Origin of the sequence: Erythrobacter colymbi, from assembly GCF_002155685.1 — a bacterium.
Taxonomy (GTDB): Bacteria; Pseudomonadota; Alphaproteobacteria; order Sphingomonadales; family Sphingomonadaceae; genus Erythrobacter; species Erythrobacter colymbi.
Genome location: NZ_MUYK01000023.1, coordinates 1 through 19,349 on the forward strand (window position 1 = coordinate 1; position 19,349 = coordinate 19,349).

Genomic DNA, 19,349 nt, shown 5'->3' on the forward strand with positions numbered 1-19,349 from the left:
GTTAGCGTCCGCGCTCGTGGTGTAATTTCTGGTGTAGATTGAGATGATCGCATGGGGTGGGGCATGCCCCACCCCATGCGATTTCGATCTCGGTGGCCACCGGGCTCATCGGTAAGGTGGAGTTACCACACTTCACACGCCCACCGAGGAGTTGATCCCGATGACCGACGACAGACTACCGCTTGCCGAGCTGATGGCGAAGACTGGAGATGGAGATTTCCTGCGCACGATCGCCGAGAGCGTATTACAGATCATCATGGAGGCCGACGTCGATGGCCTGGTCGGCGCTAGCCGACACGAGCGCTCCGGCGACCGGACGACCTGGCGGAACGGCTACCGCGACCGCAGCCTCGATACCCGGCTCGGCACGCTCAACCTGAGGATTCCCAAGCTACGGACCGGCGCCTACTTCCCTGGCTTCCTGGAACCCAGGAAGACCGTCGAGAAGGCGCTGGTCGCGGTGATCCAGGAGGCGTGGATCGCCGGCGTCAGCACCCGGCGTGTCGACGAGCTGGTGCAGGCCATGGGCATGACCGGCATCTCCAAATCCTCGGTGTCCAAGCTGTGCAAGGATATCGACGAACGTGTCCATGCCTTCCTTAAGCGGCCGCTCACCGGCGACTGGCCCTACCTCTGGCTCGATGCTACCTACCTCAAGGTGCGCGAGGGCGGGCGGATCGTCAGTGTCGCCGCGATAATAGCCGTTGCCGTCAACACCGAGGGCAAGCGCGAAATCGTTGGCCTTCACATTGGACCCTCCGAAGCCGAGCCATTCTGGTCGAGCTTCCTCAAGGACCTCGCACGCCGCGGACTGACCGGCGTGAAGCTGGTCATCTCCGATGCCCACGAGGGCCTCAAGGCAGCGATCACTCGCGTGCTCAGCGCCACCTGGCAGCGGTGCCGCGTCCACTTCATGCGCAATGCCCTGGCCTACGTGCCCAAGGGCCAGAACACCGTCGTCGCCGCTGCCATCCGCCAGGTCTTCCTCCAGCCCGACCATGCCGCCGCGACACAGGTCTGGCGCCAGGTCGCCGACCAGTTGCGTACCCGCTGGCCAAAGCTCGGCGCCTGCATGGACGATGCCGAGCACGACGTGCTGGCCTACATGACCTTCCCCGAGCAGCACCGCGTCAAATTACATTCCACCAATCCACTGGAACGCCTGAACAAGGAAGTGAAGCGCCGCGCCGATGTCGTCGGCATCTTCCCGAACGAGGATAGCATCATCCGCCTCGTCGGCGCCGTCCTGCTGGAGCAGAATGACGAATACCAGCTCCAGCACCGCTACATGCAGATCGAGGGCATGGCCGCCCTTGCTACACCAATGATCGAGGAGGCACAGCCGCTACAGATTACACCCAAGGCCGCCTGAAAATGCAGCCCGCTGGCCACACCCAATTCTACACCACATTGACGGACGCGACCGGAGCGGCGGCGACGGTGGAGCGAGGAAGAGCGGCTGCAAATCCTGTCCGAGGCATTCGCGCCGGGCGCGTGCGTTGCCGAGGTTTGCCGCCGTCACGATATTTCTTCGGCGCTGATCTACACCTGGCGGCGCAAGCTTCTCGATGCAGAGTCAGCCCGGGACTGCGACGTGCCCGAGGCACTGCCAGCGCCGGTGTTCGCCGAAGCGGTGGTGGACGAGAGCGTGGTCGCTGCCAACGCTGCCGAGCACCCTGCGATCATCATCGACCTGCCGCGCGGCAAGCGGCTGAGCGTTTTCGCCGCGGCATCACCGGCGCTGGTGACGGCGGCGCTGAAGAGCCTGCGATGATCCCTTCCGGCGCGCGGGTGTGGATCGCGCTCGGCCACGCAGATATGCGCAAGGGCATGCAGGGCCTTGCGCTGCTGGTGCAGCAGGGCTTGAAGCGTAATCCGCATGGCGGCGATCTGTTCGTGTTCCGGGGCCGCGCAGGCTCGCTGATCAAGATCATCTGGCACGACGGGATCGGCATGTCGCTCTACGCCAAGCGGCTCGAGAAGGGGCGGTTCGTGTGGCCTTCGGCGAGCGAGGGAACGGTGTCGCTGACGCCCTCGCAACTGGCCTGCTTGCTGGAGGGGATCGACTGGCGCAACCCGCAGTATACATGGCGGCCGCAAAGCGCCGGATAGTCAGCAGATGCGGGCATTTTGCCCTTGCGGAAGGGTGCCGCGCATGATTCACTCTCCTGCATGGAAGCCGCCATCTCGCCCCTTCCGGACGACGTTGAAGCGCTCAAGGCGCTGGTGGTGGCGATGGCCCGCAAGGCCGACGAGGCAGAGGCCAAGCTCGCCAACGCCCATGCCCGCGAGAGCGCCATCGAGGCGCTGATTGCCCACCTCAAGCTGCAGATCGCCAAGCTGAAGCGCGAGCAGTATGGCCCCAGCGCCGAGCGCAGCCGCCGCCTACTCGACCAGATGGAGCTGCAACTCGAAGAGCTCGAGGCCGATGCCGCAGAGGACGATCTGATCGCTGAGGAAGCGGCAGCCAAGACCACCACGGTCACCGCCTTCGAGCGCAAGCGCCCGGCAAGGAAGCCGTTTCCCGAGCATCTGCCGCGCGAGCGTGTCGTGGTGCCTGCACCCTGTTCCTGCCCGGCCTGCGGCGGAGACCGGCTGTCCAGGCTCGGCGAAGACGTCACCGAGACGCTCGAGGTCATCCCGCGCTCGTGGAAGGTGATCCAGACGGTCCGCGAGAAGTTCTCGTGCCGTGACTGCGAGAAGATCGCGCAGGCCCCGGCACCGTTCCACGTAGTTCCGCGTGGATGGGCCGGCCCCAGCTTCCTCGCTATGCTCCTGTTCGAGAAGTACGGGCAGCACCAACCGCTCAACCGTCAAGCCGAGCGGTTCGCCCGAGAAGGCGTGCCGCTCAGTCTCTCGACCTTGGCTGATCAGGTCGGGGCTGCGGCCCACGCGCTGATGCCGATCTATAAGATGATCGAGGCGCATGTTCTGGCTGCAACCCGCATCCACAGCGACGATACGACCGTGCCGGTCATGGCCAAGGTGAAGACCGATACCGCACGATTATGGGTCTACGTCCGCGACGATCGGCCCTTTGCGGGCACCGATCCGCCAGCTGCCCTGTTCCACTACTCGCGCGATCGGCGCGGCGAGCATCCGCAAGCTCATCTCGCAGCATGGTCCGGCATTCTGCAAGCCGATGCCTATGGCGGCTATAACGACCTCTATCGCGAAGGACGCGACCCCGGTCCCGTGCTCGAGGCGGGCTGCTTTGCCCATGCCCGGCGCAAGTTCTTCGAGCTGGCCGATGTCCTAAGCTCGGCCCGCAAGAAGAGCCGTGGCCAGCGCGCCGCCATGATCTATCCGATCGCGCTCGAAGCCGTGCAGCGTCTCGACGCCCTGTTCGATATCGAGCGCGCCATCAATGGCAAGAGCCCCGCCGAGCGGCTCGCGGTCCGTCAGGAACTCAGCGTGCCGCTGATGGCAGAGCTGCACGCCTGGCTCACCGAGCAAGTCGGCAAGCTGTCGCGCGGCCATGACCTCACCAAGGCCTGCTTCTACATGCTCAAGCGCTGGGACGCGTTCACCCGCTTCCTCGACGATGGCCGCATCTGCCTCACCAACAATGCCGCCGAGCGCGCGCTTCGCTGCATCCCGCTCGGTCGCAAGGCATGGCTGTTCTGCGGCTCGGATCGCGGCGGCCAGCGCGCGGCCGTCATCTACACGCTGATCCAGACCGCAAAGCTCAACCATGTCGATCCGCAGGCCTGGCTCGCCGATGTCCTCGCGCGCATCGCCGATCATCCCGCCACCAAGCTCGATCAGCTGCTGCCTTGGAACTGGGCGCTGAGCACCATAGCGATTGCCGCATAAACCGGCCTACGCGCCGACCAGCATCACACCGCGGCCTTCACCGGACGGATACGTTGCGACCTGCGGCTTCCTGAAAGCGGGACTTATCCGACGTCCCTAAACGGAATCCTGAATGGCTGGCTTTGCCGGAAGCAGACATGACCCTGCCCCAAAGCACGAATGGCGGCTACGCGAAGCCAGACTTCCGAAAACGACACGCAGCATCTGACGCCATTCGGGACGTTCGTGGAAAGCAAAGCGTTGATCCCGTCACGCCCCTCTTAACCGCAATCGCACGCCTGCGTTGAGCACGAACCCTTCGAGCGGCGCCCAACCGCTTCCGCAATGGAGATGACCGGCACCGTGCATCCGTGCCCGGAGCAGGCACATAAGCCGTCTACCGCTACGATGTCCTGCCAAGCCCAAAGTTGATCCTACGGCGGCAGTTGCGAACCCTTGTTTTACGGCGATCGAAACACGGCAGTTCGAATGAACAATATTTGTAAGGCTCTTTACAATCGGCTTAGGACCCAATAGGACTTGATGAAGGGCGAGAGCCGATTCCCATGCTCTCCTCTTTCTCCAAATACTTTCGGGGGCCGAAAGGCCTCCTTTTTTTGTGCATAGCTGAACCTTCAGGCCTTAGCCCGTCAGGCAGTTGCGGCCTCTCGGTCTCCAACACAGAAGATTTTCAGCGCGGCCCCTTTTTATGTCATTCAAGGTGGCTCGATGATGATCGAGATCTGCCCAAGCCACCGAGCAATCCCCGAGCCAGTCTGCCAAAGCGGGCCACAGCGCCTCTCAGGTCAGCGGTCGTAGAATATGCAGCCGGCACGACAAGCAACGTCAGGAAGGTCGAAGTGGTCAAACCGCCGATAATGATGAAGCCCATTGAGTTGCGCCATTCAGCTGCGTCTGATTGAGCAAGCGCGACCGGAAACATCCCGAAAACAGCGGCCAATGCTGTCATGAGAACCGGTCGAAGGCGCTCCGGCGCCGCCTTACGCATTGCCGAGGCAGGATCCATGCCTGCGTCACGATACTGGTTGGCAAGATCAACCAGAAGGATGCCGTTCTTCATCACGATCCCCATGAGCGCGATCATGCCAATCTGGGCGAACAGGCTCATCTCCTGCCCTCCCACCCACATGAGAAAATACGCCCCTGAAAAGGAAAGTGGCGCAGTGAGCATGATGATGATCGGCTGCCCGAAGCTGTTGAACTGGCTTGCCAGCACGATGTAGAGGGCCACGATCGCGAGGGCGAAGGCGAAGATGATTGCTTCACCCGTTTCGGCCAGTCTTCGCGCTGTGCCCTCGGTCCGGATCGAAAGTCCCGGCGGCGGCGGGTTGGACGCAAGGAGGTTCTCGACCTTCGTGACCGCAACGCTCAGCGCTACGCCAGGGGCTGTATTCGCCTGCACTGAAATTTGCCGTGACCGGTCAATGCGGTCGATTTCGGCAGCACTTAAAGCCACTTCGACATCGGCGATGGCTGCCAGATCAACAAGAGCGCCTGTTCCGGTTCTGAGCGGCAACGCCTTGATGTCCGACAGGTTCTGCCGTTTGTCCTCGTCGAGGCGAACGCGGACATCATAGCGGCGCCCGTCGGACTGAAAGGTTCCTGCCTCGCTACCTCCGACCAGCGTGCGTGACGCAGCAGCAAGGCTGCGCGCAGATATGCCAAGGTCCGCTGCACGATCACGATCAAGTACGATCTGCAATTCAGGCCTGCCGCCTTCATAGCTGGAGCGAACGTCGACGAAATCAGGACGGGCGGCGAGTTCCCCTTGAAGCCATTGGGAATAAAGGTTGATTGCCGCAGTATCACTGCCGGTGATGATAAGCTCGATCGCGGCTTGCCCGACCCCGCCGCCGGAAACCCATGGCACCTCAGCCACCGTCACCTCGCGCGCTCCGGCCACACCTTCACCTAACGCGGTGCGTGCGAACGTCATCAGATCATCTTGCGTCAGATCGCGGGTCCGCTTGGGGGTGAGCCCAACATAGATGTCAATCTCGTTGACCTTGGGATTTGTGCCGCTGCCCGCGCTCGCAAACACCAGTTCGACCTCGGGGTTCTTGCGAAGTGCAATATCGGCTTGCTCTGCTGCTTCGCGCGCGCCAGCAATGCCTGTGCTCAAGGGAAGCTTGACCGTTGCGAGAAATTCGGAGCGGTCGGTCGTGGACATGAAAGTGCTGGGAACAAGACTGGCAAAAAATCCGCCAACAAGAACGCTCATGAGAGCGCCACCAAGGACGAGATATCGTCTCCGTGTGGCCCAACCCACAAGCCGTTCGTAGCGAAGGCGCATCCCGACGTGAAATCGCTCGATACGTCCAAGCCAGCCATCTTCGGGATGTTCGGGGCGGACCAATCGGGCAGACAAGGCTGGCGTCAAAGTGAAGGCAACCAGCATCGAAACGCTGACAGAAAACACGATCGCCAATCCATATTGGAAGAAAAACCGACCGACGATTCCCTCCATGAAAGCTATCGGAACGAACACTGCCAGCGTTGCAAACGTGCCCGCCAGAACTGCGAGCGCCACACGTTTGGTTGCAGCGTGCGCTGCCGCGGTTGCATCAGCGCCTTCATCAACATCGTTCTGAATCGCCTCGACCACCACGATGGCGTCGTCCACCAACAAGCCAATTGCCACTGTGAGCGCCAGCAGGGTGATCATGTTGATGGTGAAATCGAACGCTGCAAAAGCCAGGAATGTCGAGACGATCGAAGTCGGGATTGCGAGAAGCACGATGATGGTGGCGCGCCAACTGAGCAGGAACAGAAATGTCACCGCCACGACGAGAACTATGGCGATAACGAGATCGAACAGGACATCGCCTATTGCCTGTTCGATGAAGCGCGACGTATCGCGCGCGATAACCAGATCAACTCCCTCTGGCGCGGTCGCCTTGATTTCACCGATTGCGGCGCGAATTTGCTCTGCGACTGCAACGGTGTTCTCGCCGCTCTGCTTGCGCACCTCAAGAACGACGCCGGGTTTGCCGTCAAGCTGGGCATAGCTGGTCTCGTCTTCGACCGAATCTTCGACGCGGCCGACATCACCGATACGGACAGTTTGACCATTGGGCCGGAAAGCAATGGGTATCCGGGCAAACTCTGCCGCGCTCGCCGCCTCGGCCAAGGTGCGAATCCCGAATTGCCGCGTTCGGCCCTCCGTGACCAACCGGCCGCCTGGTAGCTCTGCGTTTTCACGCTGTATGGCCGACAGCACGTCGTCTGCCGTAATCTCGCGCGCGCGCATGGCCGCCGCATCCAGCCAAATGCGCATCTCGTGCTCGCGTCCTCCCACAAGCTCAACCGATCCGACACCCGGAACCCGCTGTAAGCGCTCCTTCACCTCCTGGTCAGCGAAGGTTGTCAGATCACGGATCGGCATGTCGCCGGACAGAAGGACCGAAAGGATCGGTGCTGCGTCCGGATCGACTTTCTCGATTACGGGCGGTTCGGCGTCGGCGGGCAGGTCAGCGCCAAGCCGCGACATCTTATCCCGGACCTCCTGCGCCATAAGATCTGCGTCTTGCTCGAGCTCGAATTCGAGATTGACGATGCTGACGCCTTCCGCACTGACGGAACGCATCTGGCGCAAGCCTGCGATGGTGTTGAGTTGCTCCTCGATGATGTCGGTGACTTCAGTCTCGATCGTGCCTGGAGATGCGCCCGGCAGCGCGGTGGTCACCGAAACATAAGGAAATTCGACTTCGGGAAAGAGATCAACACCGAGGCGACCGAAGGAGACCAGACCGAGGACCACAAGCGATATGATCAGCATCGTCGCGAAGACCGGACGGCGGATCGAAACATCAGCGAGCCACATATCAGGTCTCGCGCTGCGCGCGACGCGGTTTGACAGCCTCACCATCACGCAATGTCGCCGGAGGATTGAGGATCACTTCCTCGCCTGCCTTCAGGCCTGAGCGAACGCGCACTTTGTCGAGGTCGATGCTGTCGAACCTTATTTCACGGCGCACGGCTTTGCCATTCACCAAAACAAAGACATAGGCTGCTGAACTGTCACCCAGAATTGTTGTTCGGGGCAGAACGATAGCGGGTTCAGGCGGTATCTGGATCTCGGCGCGCGCTGCAAGGCCGGAGCTTATCCGGTAGTTCGGATTGGCAATTGGCAATCGCAATTCAACCTTCCGGCTTTCGGGATCGACGCGGTCGTTGATGATGTAGACAACGCTTTCGAAAGGCTCGTCGAAGCCTTCGATATAGACGCGTGCCGGCATGCCGCGCACCAGCACATCGACATATTCCTGCGGGGCATTGACGATCGCGGCAACGGTTCCGAGTTCTTGCAACTGGAGCGCGGCAGACTGATTGCCGCCAGCAAAGCGATTGTTGAGAAACACCCCTTCATCAACCAGGCGCGCGGTTACGACGCCATCAAAGGGCGCACGCGTAATTGTATCTTTGAGAGCCTGCTGCGCCGTTCCCAGGGCGGCAAGCGCCTGCGCCTTCTGCGCCCGCGCCACGGCAAGCTGCGTCTCGACTGTATCAACCTGCGCTTTTGACACGAATCCCTTCGGCGCAAGCGCGATAACGCGTTCATGCCGCCGCTCGGCTTCAATGGCTTGAGCCGTCGCAAGATCGACTGCGGCCTGCGCCTCTGCCACGTTCCGCTCATAATCCGCTTGCCGGATGCGAAAGAGCGGTTGTCCCTGCGTCACACGGTCACCAACATTCACATAGATCCGTTCGACCGGCCCCTCTGCAAACGCACCGATTGCGCTGGTTTGCTTGGCGGCGATCGTTCCGAAAGCCTTCACCGGTTCGCTAAGCATTGCGGTCTGGACGACCAATGTTTGAAGCTCACGCGGGCCAGATTGGGTGGCTTGAGGCGCCTCTGTTTCGTCAGAACCTCCTGAACATCCGCTCAGCGCCAGTGCGCAAGCCAACAATCCTGAAAGGGCGCCCCGTGCTAGCATATGTAAGCGCCTCTTCCGCTGGCAATGAGCTTACCATCCGGCCCGGCAACGCGCGCTTCGGCAACGCAAATCTGTTTTCCGATTTTCACCACCTGACCGGTTGCCACGAGCGGCCCTGATGTTGCAGGGCGATGGTAATCGACCCTCAAATCCGCTGTCGCCTTGGCAGCCGCGCCCTGCGACAACAGCGTGTAGAGCCCGGTCAGATCGATCAGAGACGCGATCACACCGCCGTGCGCCGAACCAATCATGGGGTTCGAGACGATCTCGTCGCGCCAAGGCATTTCCAGTTGAAGCTGCTCGGTCGAACAGGACCTTATCGTCAGGCCCAGCCACCGGTGAAACGGCGCTATTTGCAGCATCTGCTCAAGGCTTTCGCGTTCGGCATGGGTCAGATCCTCGCTCATGCGACCACGCCGTGCGACCGGTGATGTCGGATCAGGAACTGGATGATCGCTGCCGAAAAGGCGTCGTTGGCGTCACCCACGACCATATGCGTCGCGCCTGCGATGTCAGTATATTCAGTATGAGGAGCGACTTGCATGAGATGGGCGACGGCTTCTTCAGAAACAAGGTCGCTGGCTCCGCCGCGAATGAGGTGGAGCGGAAGGGTGAGACTGGCCGCCGCGTCGCTGAGAGTCTGGAACTGATGCTCCTGATTTTCAGGACTGCTGCGCTTGGCCGCCATGATGTTTCGGATGAAGGCAGGATCCCAGTGCCAGTAGAAACGGCCGTCATCCTTTTGCCGGAGATAGTGGCGCAGGCCAGCGCCCGTGCCGCGCCTGCCACGATGCGGCATATATCCTGCGATCACCTCCGCCGCTTCTTCCGGCGAAGCAAAGCCGGTTTCGACGTGCTGCTCCATGAAGCCCACGACCCGCATCACGCCATCAGGCTCCATGCGCGGCGCGATATCGACCAACGTCAGCGATGCGAAGCTGCCTTGGGAAAGCACGCCTTCAGCAAGCAAGCCTGCCAACCCGCCGAGCGATGCGCCGACCACAGCAGGCTTGCGGCCCATCTTGGCCGCGATCGCGACCAGATCGTTCGCAAAATCAAGCATTTCATATGCACCCGCCTCCGACCATGCGCTATCGCCATGGCCGCGCATGTCAAAAGCGATGGCGCAGAAACCGGCATTGGCAAGGTCGTTCGTAACGCGCTTCCATGCTCTGCGCGTCTGCCCGCCCCCATGGGCGAGCAGGACCGGCATTGCCTCAGGATTTCCAATGATTTCGGCGGCGAGGGTTATGCCGCCGCTACCCATCACGCTGGTTGTTGCTGTCGTCATCGCTTGGGACTACACTGTAAGGCACTTTACAGTAAATATGTTTATTCCTGCCTCGAAAGAACTATGCTCGCAGCATGATGATGCAATCGGATCAGACGGCCGCCGGACCTGCGGCAAAATTTCTGACCGAGACGGATCAGCTGGTTTTTCTGATGGAAGAGGTGACGCGGCGGCTGCGGCGCATCTTCGATACCTCGGTCGAACAATTCGGGCTGACCCGCACCCAGTGGCGGACCCTTGCATACCTCTATCGAACACCGGGTATGACGCAGACCGAATTGGCGCGGGAGCTGGAATTGGAGCGAGCGAGTGTGGGTCAGGCTATCGACCGGCTTGAAGAGCTGTCGCTGGTTGAGCGACGCAGCGCGCTAAACGACCGGCGAGTATGGCAGATCCACCTTATGCCGGCCGCAGTCGAACTTTTACCCAAACTTAGGGCCGAGGCGGACGCGGTCTACACACGCCTGCTTGCCGAAACGGACAAGCTTGAGCTGGAGCAATTGCGCGGGACATTGACCAGAATGCAGGCGAATTTGGATCGCATATAGTCGGAGCCATTTCCAGCAACCTACGCATGGTTCCCGAACTGAAATTCAGGATTCCCCCAAAGGTGGTCATGGAAAGAGCTGACGCTTGTCCTCGAAAATGGGCGTGACAGCTTTGGTCGCAAACAGACGTTCAATTTAACGACCACGGACGACCGGGTCTGGGTCGGGAGGCGACGCATTACTCGGCTGGGATCAACGGCAGCTTTCGCGTTCTGTCACCCGAAAGCGGTCAGGCAGCTTCCCACCCAGTAGAAGTCATTAACGGTGTGGGGCCTCGATCCCGAAAGCCGCCTTGCGGCTTTCGGCGGAAACAGCCGTTCGCTCCTATGATCTGGATCGACTGGGTCAGAGTGGCCATCGGCCGATGCCCATCGCGAGCACAGCAAGCTGCGATCAGCCTATCGCGTTCTTTAACGCACGTAGCTGCAGATGATCTTGGTTGCGTCGGCAGCGCAGCGGCCCCCGCCATCGAAAGCTTTCCCGTTACGAAGGTGGGAAATTCTTAGGCTCATTGCGCGATTATCGAACGCAAGACCTGTCCAGGACGCCATATGCTCATTGTCGCCATCACCCGCGCAGTCGCGATCATAGCTGCCATCAGCCTGCCAACGCTGGCGGCGGCGAACGTCATCGAAGGCAAGGCGGAGGTGATTGACGGGGACTCGCTTCGGGTAGCGGGAACGGAAGTTCGCCTGTTCGGTGTGGATGCGCCAGAATACGCCCAGACCTGCTTCGATAATGGCGCAACGGTTCCCTGCGGTGCGATGGCCAAGGATGCGCTGGAAGGTCTGATCGGTGGCGGCGTGCTGGTATGCGTCTCGCACGAAACCGACGCATATGGCCGTGCCGTAGCGCGATGCAGGACATCCGGCGTCGACGTGGGCGATGCTCTTGTCTCGTCCGGATGGGCTACGGCGTTTCGGCGATATAGCGATGAGTATGTTGCGGCAGAAGCGCGCGCCCGAGCATCGAGCGCAGGGATCTGGCAATGGGATTTCCAGTCGCCAGAGGATTTTCGGGCGAGCCAGCAGATCGCCGCGCAACAACCGCCCCGCACCCGTGCTGCGGCCCCGGCGACGACTGCCCGGCGCAGTTTCGAGAAAGACGGAATGTGCCTGATCAAGGGCAATCACTCACGCCGAGGGGACTGGATCTACCACCTTCCAGGCATGCCCTATTACGATGACACTCGGGCGGAGGCCTATTTCTGCACCGAGGCACAGGCGCAGGCTGCGGGTTACCGACGGGCGATCGTCCGGTAGGGGGGCACCAACCCGCGCAAGAAACAATAGGGCGGCCCATGGAAAGAGCCGCCCCACATCGCTTTATACGGCCACCATGCCATCAGGCTGCGTAATCGAGCGCCGCAAGCTGCTTGCGTAAGACTGCCGCCCGCCGTTTGATCCTTCGCCTGACAGTGGCGAGTTCGTCCTTATCGATCCCGGCGCACTCGGCCAGTTTCTGACCGCGATATCCATGCCCCTGCCCGTCGATCACCTTTTCCACCACTGGATCGCCTTCACTGATCGCGGCAAGCAGCCCGGCGCAGATCATTGCGCGCTGTTGCTGCTCCTGGGTTGCTTCCACGTCAGGCGCCGGCATTTCGAGCTCAGACTCGTCGAGCGAATGCAGCCCGATGCCGAGTTGCATCATTCGTTCGCGGCGTTCGATGACCTTGCTGGCCTTCGATCGCATGATCCCGATGATGAAGGGCTCGATCCCGAGGTTAGCCCGGCATCTGCGGCTTGTCATCGCTGCCAGGATTGCGGCCTGGAGGAGATCATCCGGCTGAACTTGCGCACGGTGCGCATGATACTGCGCCCTTCGGCGCAAACGGCTGCCGGGCTTTAGATTTATCGTTTCAAGCCGCTCCCGAACCTCGTCGCTGGTCAGGTAAGGCTCATCATCATTCGCAACCTTAGGCCCGCTTCCACGATTATTCGGACATGGCGCGGTCAGGTTATTTTCAGCGGGGGTATATTCGTTCTTTCCTTTTTCCATGGGTTTCTCGCAGCGGCGAGCGAGACCACGGATGTGGGAATGCGATGTTCTGCATGGCTCATAGTGACCTCGAACGCCGATTGAACGCGCACGTGTCCCGTGCGGGTCCATAGGGTTTGAGCGACACTTACTTAGTCCACCGGCTTGGGCATCTTTCCCAGCACGCAGGTCGCAACTGTCGCCCTAAATGACGGCGATTCCTTAAGAATTCGTAAATACGGGCGGTCGATGCGAAAAAACCTGCTTTTTTGCGGCAGCCATGTCCGAGTTTCCGGATCCCGGAGCATAAGGAGGTGAAGGCAGCCTCGTTTCCCATCGCGCCGCCGCCCCCCTCACCCTGCCCCCACTCCAAGCCTCGCCCGCTGGAGCGCGCACCATGCGAGGTGTGCTGAGAACAGTGCCCGCTGCTCTTTCGCGGAGCAGAACGAAGCGGCATAGATCACCCACATGGCCTGCGCATGGAGCGGCGCCCGGCGACGCCAGCGCAGCGGCGTTGATCCTCGCCCCGGCATGTCCAACCCGATCAGCATGCCCGCTTCGGCCAGCTCGTGCTCGTCGGCATCAAAGGCGATAACGGTATTGGTGTCGAGCAACCGAGCAAGAACGACAGCATCAGTCGGGTTGCCAGCGATATTCGCCGGTGCCTCGCGTGCCTGCCTGATCAGCACGGTGGCATCGGCGGGAATGGAGCGAGCAGCACCCGCAAGGATGTCACCGGCGTCATCCTCAGGATCGAAGAAATGATGCTCGAGCGAGAAGGCGACATCGAGGCGAGAACGCCGCTGAACCGTGAACAGCGCGAGCGAGCTGATGGCCGAGCGACGGTCGGTTTCGGGGTGGGTGCGGATGATGGAGAGGGATATCAGGGTTTGGGGATGACGATCGGGCTTCATGTTGAGTGTGTTTCCTTGAGCCGCAAACGCAGGCAGGCGGCACCTCGGTAGAGACGCCGCCTGCTGGTGCGGGATGATGGGTGGTTTTGCCGTCGACGATGAAGGCGATGGCGTTGGATGCGGGAAGAAGGCGCTGCCGGAAAGGCAACACCCCCTTCCCCCGAGTCAGCCGAGATCGATCCTCTCGTCCGCAAAGCGGAGCAGCAGCAGATGCTCGGAAAGTGCCCGTGATCCGCCATCGGCCGCCATCTCACCCCAGGCTTGCCAGCGGTCGAGATGGTGGGCCAGCCAGCCAAACAGCCGGTCGCGGGCATAATCATCGGGGAACGACAACGCCCACAGCACCCGGGTGAGCGGAACGGCATCGCCCATTTCGTGGCCGATCAGCTTGATCCCGGATTTGCCGGCGACCTGTTCGCGCACGAACCGATACCGCAGCGCCCTGCCCAGCGCCTCCTGTCCCGCCATGACCTGTTCGCGCTGTTTTCGGGTAGTGCCGCCGTCGAGCCCGTTCATGCCGGCGAGCGTCGGAAAGTCGAGCGGAGCAAGATCGGGCGCATTGACCGACCGTGTGGCGGCAAGCATTCGCGCGGCCGCACGCCCCTCGACGGTCACCTCCCGGTCCTTGATCATCCCCTGGCCTTGCAGCCATGCCATGTAGTGGCGCTGGCTCTGCCAGCCCCCGCCGAACAGATCGGCGACGGCGGCCTCGAAGCCCGTCATGCGGTTCATCAAGGCGTGCAGAATGCTCAGCAGCAGCTCGCAGCCTTCGTCGACCTTATAGGAGCCGAGGCTCGGCATCCCGAGGCGGGCTTGCCAGAAGTAGTGGCGCAGACTGGGCCACACAGTCCCATCCTCGTCGATCAGGCCATCGATTGCGGGATCCTGGCGAAGCCAATAGCCCCAGGGATGGTGCTCATTGCGCTGAGCAGCATAGCCGCCGGGATCGGGTGCGAAATCAATCATGGCCGCCTCCTTTGCGCGGAAGCAGCGCCTTGGGCTTGCCATCAAGGACGAGCGGCACACCGGTTTCGGCAGCTGCGTCACCACCAAGGCTGACCGCTTGTTCCTCCAGCGCCTTCAGTCTGGCGGCAAGGTCAACAACTTCTCCGGCGACATAGGCTAGATCGCGGTAGACCTTCTGCCCTGCCTCCCGGTTGTGATCGTTGCGCGCGTAGCCGTGGGGCAGGAGATCGCCGGGCTTGTCCGTATTGAACCCGAACCACCATGCATCGCGGCCGCCGCTGGCATCACTGTCTGCCGTGGTAGGAGCGTTCTGGCGTGACCGCGCGTGGTGATGCACGTGGCAGATCTGAAGCATCGGCGGCGCGTCCTGATCGCACAGTGCCGAATAATCGAGCCCCCGGTGCGGCGAGATGCCAAGGTCAGCCGGAATCGCGTCCCGCTCATAGCACCACAGCGGGTGCGATAGGGTGACAGCGACATAGCCTGACAATGTGCCATCGGCTTGCCGCAGGATCAGACACGAATAGCCGGACGCGAGATCGCGCCAGGCGATCCTGTCGGGCTCATCACGCCATGGCCCGTCCCCATAAGGCCTGCGCTCAGGGATCTGCGTGATTTGTTCCGGGTCGATGGCGTGACCGCCCAGGATCAGTCGTTCGGGCAAGGCAATGGCCGTGGAGCGCGGTGCCACCGGCACCAGGCTGCGGCTTTTGCTCCCCGCACCGCGGCGGGGAGGCTTGGTTGACTTGGTCATCTATAGGTTTCCTTGATACAAAAAAGCCGCAGCGTCCGGATTGGACCTGCGGCGGATATGCTTCTTGCTGTGAGAAGCAGGTTGGACTGCGCGATGTGATGCGGCGCCGGGCGGTGCGCAGAGTGCCCGGGCAGTGGTGGATGGTGATCAGGTCATAGGGCTCTCCTTGTTGCGAGTTGGATTGAAGGCGGCGCCTCTGCCGATGCAGTTCATGCGGCCCGGTGCACAACGCCGCGCAAATTTGACGCGGCAAGCTGGCCTCTTGCCCAAGGCGCAAAGCTTTTGCGGACAAAGGAGCTGGCAGGCGCCGTCCTCCCAGCTGCCTCCGCCAGCACCTCGAGGCTGTGTTGCGGATGACAGGCGATCACGCCTTGTGAATGCAGGTGGCGAAGAGCGACAACGCAGGCCGTCAGCACGTCGGCGAGGCACTGGTCGCGCACCTCCCGCCACTTACCCTGTTCAACCATCGGGCCGATGCATTTGCTCGGTGACGGCTTTGCGGGGATAGATGCACCCATCGCGTATTCCGGCAGATGCACTGGCTTTGCCTTGCCGGTCACTGCCTGACACAGATCGAGCCGCGCATATGCGTAGGGGTTGAGATCGCGCAGCTGATCGGGAGCAGCAAGCCGAACTCGCCTGCACATTTCCGCAGCACCGCCAGATCCTTGAATTCGCCGCCCCACGTGGTGAGCACCGCGTCGGGGTATCGCTGCAACGCGTCGAAGAAGCGCATGACGATTGCGCGCTCGTCCGATTCATCATTGGCAATGACGACGCATTCCTCGACCACCGGCACATCGCCATCCGGGTCAAATCGCAGCACCATCCACGATGAAGCTGCGACACGGTGAAACGGCCAGCGCAGATCGGTGCGACCGCTCTTGCCTTCGCTGACGGCGTAACCGGCATAGGCACTGCGATCATAAAGATACTCGAAATCGCATACGATCAGGCGCAGCGATTTGCGTTGCTGACCGTCGCTGTTTCTTCCACGCGCAGTGAAAATTCTCGCATCGCGTTCGAGCGCAATTGCCAAGGCTTCGTGGAGAAATTCTGCGTCATCATCCTCACGGCGAATGCGCGGAATTTGATTCACTGGATCCGCGAATTCCGCGCACGGCTGTTGGCAATTCTGCGCATCAGGCTGGTCGCGCATTTCAGCAGATTCCGGAATCGCATTTGCGCGCATTTCCGATTCAGCATTGTCGTTCATCTTGTTCATGAGTGTGTCCTTGAAATTGAAAAGGCCCGCGCATGGCGGGCCTGATTGGTGAGCTTGAATTTCGATCAGCGGTGACGCTGATGTGCGGTGATTGGCAAACAGCGCGGTGCGGGAATGGCGTTGCGGCGAAACCAGATTAATTCCGCTTCGACCTCATCGGAATTGACCTCCCGCCACCAGAATTTCCGCTGCGCATCGGAATCCCAACGATAGCCACGCTGCTGCAGCAGGTGACGCGAATTGAACGGTGCGCCCACCGCCATAATTTTCACGCTGGGCCGCGCACTTGCTTCAAGCAGCCGCTGCAAATGCGTGCGCATCATGGAATCGCGATGTTCGCCAAATTGATCTCGCGCTTCGTGCGGATCTGGACGAACTTGCTGCAACAAGTTGAACAAAGTCCACACGTCACCGGCTGCACGGTGCGGGATCGAAAACCAGCCATGTTGCTGCAGCAGGAATTGCAAGCTTCGTCCTTCGAAGCCGAGCGCCGGCCAATCAATTTCTGCGCACGAACAGGCCCACGGCATTCCCGAAAGTTCCGGCCAGCGCTTCTCGATCCAGCGCAAATCGAATGCGCAATTATGCGCGACGATCAGATCCGCACGGCCGAACAAACGCACAACCGCTTCATCGTCAATTGCCTTCCCCGCCAGATCGCTATCACGCAATCCTGTGATGCGGGAGATTTCGGGATCGAGCGGATGGCCGGGATCTTCGAGCCACGAAAAAATGGGGAAATGCCCCAGCAATTCGCCAGTTTCATCAAGCCACAGCAGTTTGACCGCGATCTCGATAATCTTGCCGTTGTCGGCATCAAGCGAGGTGGTTTCGGTATCAACCAGCGCCACGCACATGCCTTCGGGCGGGCCGCCCTCGCCGGTCATCTCGGAAAATGGTCGGGGCAGTTTTCGCAGGATCAGATAATCGGGATCCTGTGCGAGCCGGTCCGCGAACGCTTCGCTGGCCGGATCGAGATGGCTCGTATTCATCATATTTGTTCTCCAGTTTCGGTTACCGAAACCGGCGCGAGGCGAAGGCCGAGCTGCAATGCTCACAGCTTACTTTTCCTTTCACCCTGCCGGTTTCACGGCAGGTCTCCTTCCCATTCCTTCTACTATGAGATTTCCGAATGGGCGGCGGTGCGCCGCCCCGCCCGATCACACCCTGCCCGCATGGGCACTCCCCCCAAGCGAAGCGCCCCAGGACGACCGCGTCGTCCGCACCCGGCAGCATGGCGGATTTTTGAAATTTGCCCGATCTGGCATTCAGCCATGCCCGCGCAGGCTGCCGAAAGGAGCTGGCCAGCCGGCCGGCGACGTGTGAGCGCAGCGAACTGGAAGTTGCATTCCGGTCAAAATTGAATAAATTTCTCGGAATCTAGAATGAACGCAAATTCATCAAACAGAGGTGCAAAATACTTTGCGCTTCTTTTTGAGGTATTGCGCCTAAAATTACGAGTTCGAGAGAATTCTCGAAATTCGGACGATATCTGTGAGCGAAGCGAAGATCGGGAAATTCTTGAAGAATCGTCCGCTTCGCACAGATCTCTGAAAATTGGCCAAATTTTCTATTCCAATTGAGATTCTTAGGAGGCGAAGCGTGACTTTTCCTAATCGAGCGAAAAAATTTTTTTCGATCGTTTGGATTTCAAATCATACATTCCTAGAATTAGATTATGACAAATGATCAACCTCTCTCCGCCTCACTTTACGAACTTCTTGATAGCGTTCGACAGGTTTTGTCGGACGATTTTCGTGATATCTATAAAGATGGCATGGCATACGAACAGCTTCGGCTTGATGCTGAAGAAACGGATGAAAGTGGTAAATTTACGATCAAAGCGACACGGGCACGTGCAAAGCTTAGACATCCATTTTTGTTCGAAGAGACTACGACGATTACCCGCCGTAAGATCGTTAAGCAAAAAGAAAAATACAAAGAGCAGGTGATAAATACTCTTGGCGATGCGCTAAAAAAATATGCGATATTCCAAGAATACAAGGCCAAGCTTACAGAGATTGACAGAGCATCTCCTGAAAATTTTTCTATATACGAAAGCCGACAATCTCACGATCCCGAAAGCTTGTTTGCTCTAGGCCAGCCGTTTATCGAAAATCTGGCAAGGGCAAAGGCGTCGCCTTCAGCCATGGGCCGGCTCCCTGAAAACATGGTCGAGTGCATCGCCGATTTGATTCAGGCCCATGCGAAAGACCCCCATGGCAAAGACCCCAACAACCCATGGAATCTTATGGTGGAGGCTGGACTACTGGAGGCTCCTGCGCGGCATCTCACCCCCGAGCAACAGAGCGCAATTGACCACGCGCATCGGCTCAGATCGGAGCATCAAAAGAGCTATATCGCTGAAGCACGACAAGTGCTTGGACTGCCTGAAGGCTTCAGCGAGGTGTTGTCGCTGGCGGAGTAAAATGCCCCAGAAGTGACATTTGAAAATTCCCCACTTCGTTTGTTTGACCCTGTCCGGGGCGCGCCCCGGACAGGGTCAAATTCGAAACATCCGGCATAGTCCTCCCGGTGGGAGGCGGTGCTACGATGAAGAAGCTTGGAGAATTGATGATGATCCTGGATTTGCATCGCCAAGGCGTGAAGATCGCGGTGATAGCCCGGCAAGTGGGCGTCGATCGCAAGACGGTCCGCAAATACATTGCGCGCGGGGTCGAGGTGCCGACATACGGACCGCGACAACCCCGCCAGCGTCTGCTGGACCCACATATTGATTACCTGCGGGCGCGACTGGAGGCCTATCCTGGGCTGAGCGCTCAGCGCCTCGCCCGGGAGCTGGGCGAGCGGGGCTATCCCGGCGGCTACAGCACGGTGCGCGACACAGTGCGTTCGATGCGTCCGGCCGGTGGCGGCAAGCCCTATGCCGTGCGGTTCGAGACCCCGCCGGGCCATCA

Annotated in this window: 18 protein-coding genes and 1 pseudogene; 8 read left to right on the plus strand and 11 right to left on the minus strand. The window is 60.3% G+C overall.

The features are described from left to right. The first annotated feature begins 160 nt into the window (after window positions 1–160). From BZF57_RS18860 to tnpC, 4 genes and pseudogenes are all read left to right on the plus strand, one after another. On the plus strand, window positions 161–1,372 hold the full coding sequence (locus BZF57_RS18860) for an IS256 family transposase (RefSeq protein WP_011950834.1): 1,212 nt from the start codon (window positions 161–163) through the stop codon (window positions 1,370–1,372). Between the two features lie 66 nt (window positions 1,373–1,438). After that, a pseudogene (gene tnpA, locus BZF57_RS21815) lies at window positions 1,439–1,774 on the plus strand (IS66-like element accessory protein TnpA); the annotation flags it as partial. Further along, complete coding sequence (gene tnpB, locus BZF57_RS18870; protein ID WP_086740833.1) at window positions 1,771–2,112, plus strand: IS66 family insertion sequence element accessory protein TnpB; 342 nt, start codon at window positions 1,771–1,773, stop codon at window positions 2,110–2,112. The pseudogene tnpA and the gene tnpB, both read left to right, overlap by 4 nt. Before the next feature lie 60 nt (window positions 2,113–2,172). Then, complete coding sequence (gene tnpC, locus BZF57_RS18875; RefSeq protein WP_086740835.1) at window positions 2,173–3,816, plus strand: IS66 family transposase; 1,644 nt, start codon at window positions 2,173–2,175, stop codon at window positions 3,814–3,816. A 691-nt stretch (window positions 3,817–4,507) separates the two neighbouring features. On the opposite strand, the gene BZF57_RS18880 is transcribed toward tnpC, so the two are convergent. From BZF57_RS18880 to BZF57_RS18895, 4 genes are read right to left on the minus strand one after another with little or no spacing between them, the layout of a single operon-like run. Beyond that, window positions 4,508–7,639, minus strand: coding sequence for an efflux RND transporter permease subunit (locus BZF57_RS18880; protein WP_240506052.1), 3,132 nt, complete (start codon window positions 7,637–7,639; stop codon window positions 4,508–4,510). A gap of 1 nt (window position 7,640) precedes the next feature. Continuing rightward, window positions 7,641–8,753: an efflux RND transporter periplasmic adaptor subunit gene (locus tag BZF57_RS18885; RefSeq protein WP_086740839.1), complete on the minus strand. Its 1,113-nt coding sequence runs from the start codon at window positions 8,751–8,753 to the stop codon at window positions 7,641–7,643. Further along, window positions 8,747–9,160 (minus strand): PaaI family thioesterase, encoded by a 414-nt coding sequence (locus BZF57_RS18890; protein ID WP_086740841.1) that lies wholly within the window; start codon window positions 9,158–9,160, stop codon window positions 8,747–8,749. Before BZF57_RS18890 ends, BZF57_RS18885 begins: the two co-directional genes overlap by 7 nt. Next, entirely contained in the window at window positions 9,157–10,044 is an 888-nt protein-coding gene (locus BZF57_RS18895) for an alpha/beta fold hydrolase (protein WP_086740843.1), read from the minus strand. Before BZF57_RS18895 ends, BZF57_RS18890 begins: the two co-directional genes overlap by 4 nt. A 74-nt stretch (window positions 10,045–10,118) precedes the next feature. Between BZF57_RS18895 and BZF57_RS18900 the strand changes: the two genes are divergently transcribed. Together BZF57_RS18900 and BZF57_RS18905 are read left to right on the plus strand one after the other, a co-directional pair. Then, window positions 10,119–10,592 carry a MarR family winged helix-turn-helix transcriptional regulator gene (locus BZF57_RS18900; protein ID WP_086740845.1) on the plus strand — a complete coding sequence of 158 codons (474 nt, stop codon included), beginning with the start codon at window positions 10,119–10,121 and terminating at the stop codon, window positions 10,590–10,592. Window positions 10,593–11,143: 551 nt separating this feature from the next. Then, the gene (locus tag BZF57_RS18905; protein WP_086740847.1) at window positions 11,144–11,854 is read left to right on the plus strand and encodes a thermonuclease family protein; all 711 of its coding nucleotides are present in this window, start codon (window positions 11,144–11,146) and stop codon (window positions 11,852–11,854) included. 82 nt (window positions 11,855–11,936) lie between these two features. Here the strand turns inward: BZF57_RS18905 and BZF57_RS18910 are convergent, their stop codons facing one another. The 7 genes from BZF57_RS18910 to BZF57_RS18935 form a co-directional block, all read right to left on the minus strand. Continuing rightward, entirely contained in the window at window positions 11,937–12,593 is a 657-nt protein-coding gene (locus tag BZF57_RS18910; RefSeq protein WP_143738585.1) for a hypothetical protein, read from the minus strand. Between the two features lie 332 nt (window positions 12,594–12,925). Further along, window positions 12,926–13,486 (minus strand): hypothetical protein, encoded by a 561-nt coding sequence (locus BZF57_RS18915; RefSeq protein ID WP_086740852.1) that lies wholly within the window; start codon window positions 13,484–13,486, stop codon window positions 12,926–12,928. Window positions 13,487–13,651: 165 nt separating this feature from the next. Next, on the minus strand, window positions 13,652–14,452 hold the full coding sequence (locus BZF57_RS18920; protein ID WP_086740854.1) for a hypothetical protein: 801 nt from the start codon (window positions 14,450–14,452) through the stop codon (window positions 13,652–13,654). Further along, window positions 14,445–15,206: a hypothetical protein gene (locus tag BZF57_RS18925; protein WP_086740856.1), complete on the minus strand. Its 762-nt coding sequence runs from the start codon at window positions 15,204–15,206 to the stop codon at window positions 14,445–14,447. Before BZF57_RS18925 ends, BZF57_RS18920 begins: the two co-directional genes overlap by 8 nt. A gap of 209 nt (window positions 15,207–15,415) precedes the next feature. Then, window positions 15,416–15,766 (minus strand): hypothetical protein, encoded by a 351-nt coding sequence (locus BZF57_RS20995; RefSeq protein ID WP_143738586.1) that lies wholly within the window; start codon window positions 15,764–15,766, stop codon window positions 15,416–15,418. Continuing rightward, window positions 15,763–16,431 (minus strand): 3'-5' exonuclease family protein, encoded by a 669-nt coding sequence (locus tag BZF57_RS18930; protein WP_086740859.1) that lies wholly within the window; start codon window positions 16,429–16,431, stop codon window positions 15,763–15,765. The genes BZF57_RS20995 and BZF57_RS18930 overlap by 4 nt, the downstream gene beginning before the upstream one ends. A gap of 65 nt (window positions 16,432–16,496) precedes the next feature. After that, a complete protein-coding gene (locus BZF57_RS18935; protein ID WP_086740861.1) occupies window positions 16,497–17,426 on the minus strand; it encodes a 3'-5' exonuclease in 930 nt (309 codons plus the stop codon). Between the two features lie 683 nt (window positions 17,427–18,109). Between BZF57_RS18935 and BZF57_RS21000 the strand changes: the two genes are divergently transcribed. Beyond that, complete coding sequence (locus BZF57_RS21000) at window positions 18,110–18,859, plus strand: hypothetical protein (protein WP_143738587.1); 750 nt, start codon at window positions 18,110–18,112, stop codon at window positions 18,857–18,859. Between the two features lie 125 nt (window positions 18,860–18,984). Continuing rightward, a partial coding sequence (locus BZF57_RS18945; protein ID WP_143738588.1) for a helix-turn-helix domain-containing protein occupies window positions 18,985–19,349 on the plus strand: 365 nt, incomplete at its 3' end.

Coding starts and splice junctions, on each gene's coding strand:
- BZF57_RS18860 (WP_011950834.1), top strand. CDS start 161: ATGACCGACGACAGACTACCGCTTGCCGAGCTGATGGCGAAGACTGGA.
- tnpB (WP_086740833.1), top strand. CDS start 1,771: ATGATCCCTTCCGGCGCGCGGGTGTGGATCGCGCTCGGCCACGCAGAT.
- tnpC (WP_086740835.1), top strand. CDS start 2,173: ATGGAAGCCGCCATCTCGCCCCTTCCGGACGACGTTGAAGCGCTCAAG.
- BZF57_RS18880 (WP_240506052.1), bottom strand. CDS start 7,639: ATGTGGCTCGCTGATGTTTCGATCCGCCGTCCGGTCTTCGCGACGATG.
- BZF57_RS18885 (WP_086740839.1), bottom strand. CDS start 8,753: ATGCTAGCACGGGGCGCCCTTTCAGGATTGTTGGCTTGCGCACTGGCG.
- BZF57_RS18890 (WP_086740841.1), bottom strand. CDS start 9,160: ATGAGCGAGGATCTGACCCATGCCGAACGCGAAAGCCTTGAGCAGATG.
- BZF57_RS18895 (WP_086740843.1), bottom strand. CDS start 10,044: ATGACGACAGCAACAACCAGCGTGATGGGTAGCGGCGGCATAACCCTC.
- BZF57_RS18900 (WP_086740845.1), top strand. CDS start 10,119: ATGATGATGCAATCGGATCAGACGGCCGCCGGACCTGCGGCAAAATTT.
- BZF57_RS18905 (WP_086740847.1), top strand. CDS start 11,144: ATGCTCATTGTCGCCATCACCCGCGCAGTCGCGATCATAGCTGCCATC.
- BZF57_RS18910 (WP_143738585.1), bottom strand. CDS start 12,593: ATGGAAAAAGGAAAGAACGAATATACCCCCGCTGAAAATAACCTGACC.
- BZF57_RS18915 (WP_086740852.1), bottom strand. CDS start 13,486: ATGAAGCCCGATCGTCATCCCCAAACCCTGATATCCCTCTCCATCATC.
- BZF57_RS18920 (WP_086740854.1), bottom strand. CDS start 14,452: ATGATTGATTTCGCACCCGATCCCGGCGGCTATGCTGCTCAGCGCAAT.
- BZF57_RS18925 (WP_086740856.1), bottom strand. CDS start 15,206: ATGACCAAGTCAACCAAGCCTCCCCGCCGCGGTGCGGGGAGCAAAAGC.
- BZF57_RS18930 (WP_086740859.1), bottom strand. CDS start 16,431: ATGAACAAGATGAACGACAATGCTGAATCGGAAATGCGCGCAAATGCG.
- BZF57_RS18935 (WP_086740861.1), bottom strand. CDS start 17,426: ATGATGAATACGAGCCATCTCGATCCGGCCAGCGAAGCGTTCGCGGAC.
- BZF57_RS21000 (WP_143738587.1), top strand. CDS start 18,110: ATGACAAATGATCAACCTCTCTCCGCCTCACTTTACGAACTTCTTGAT.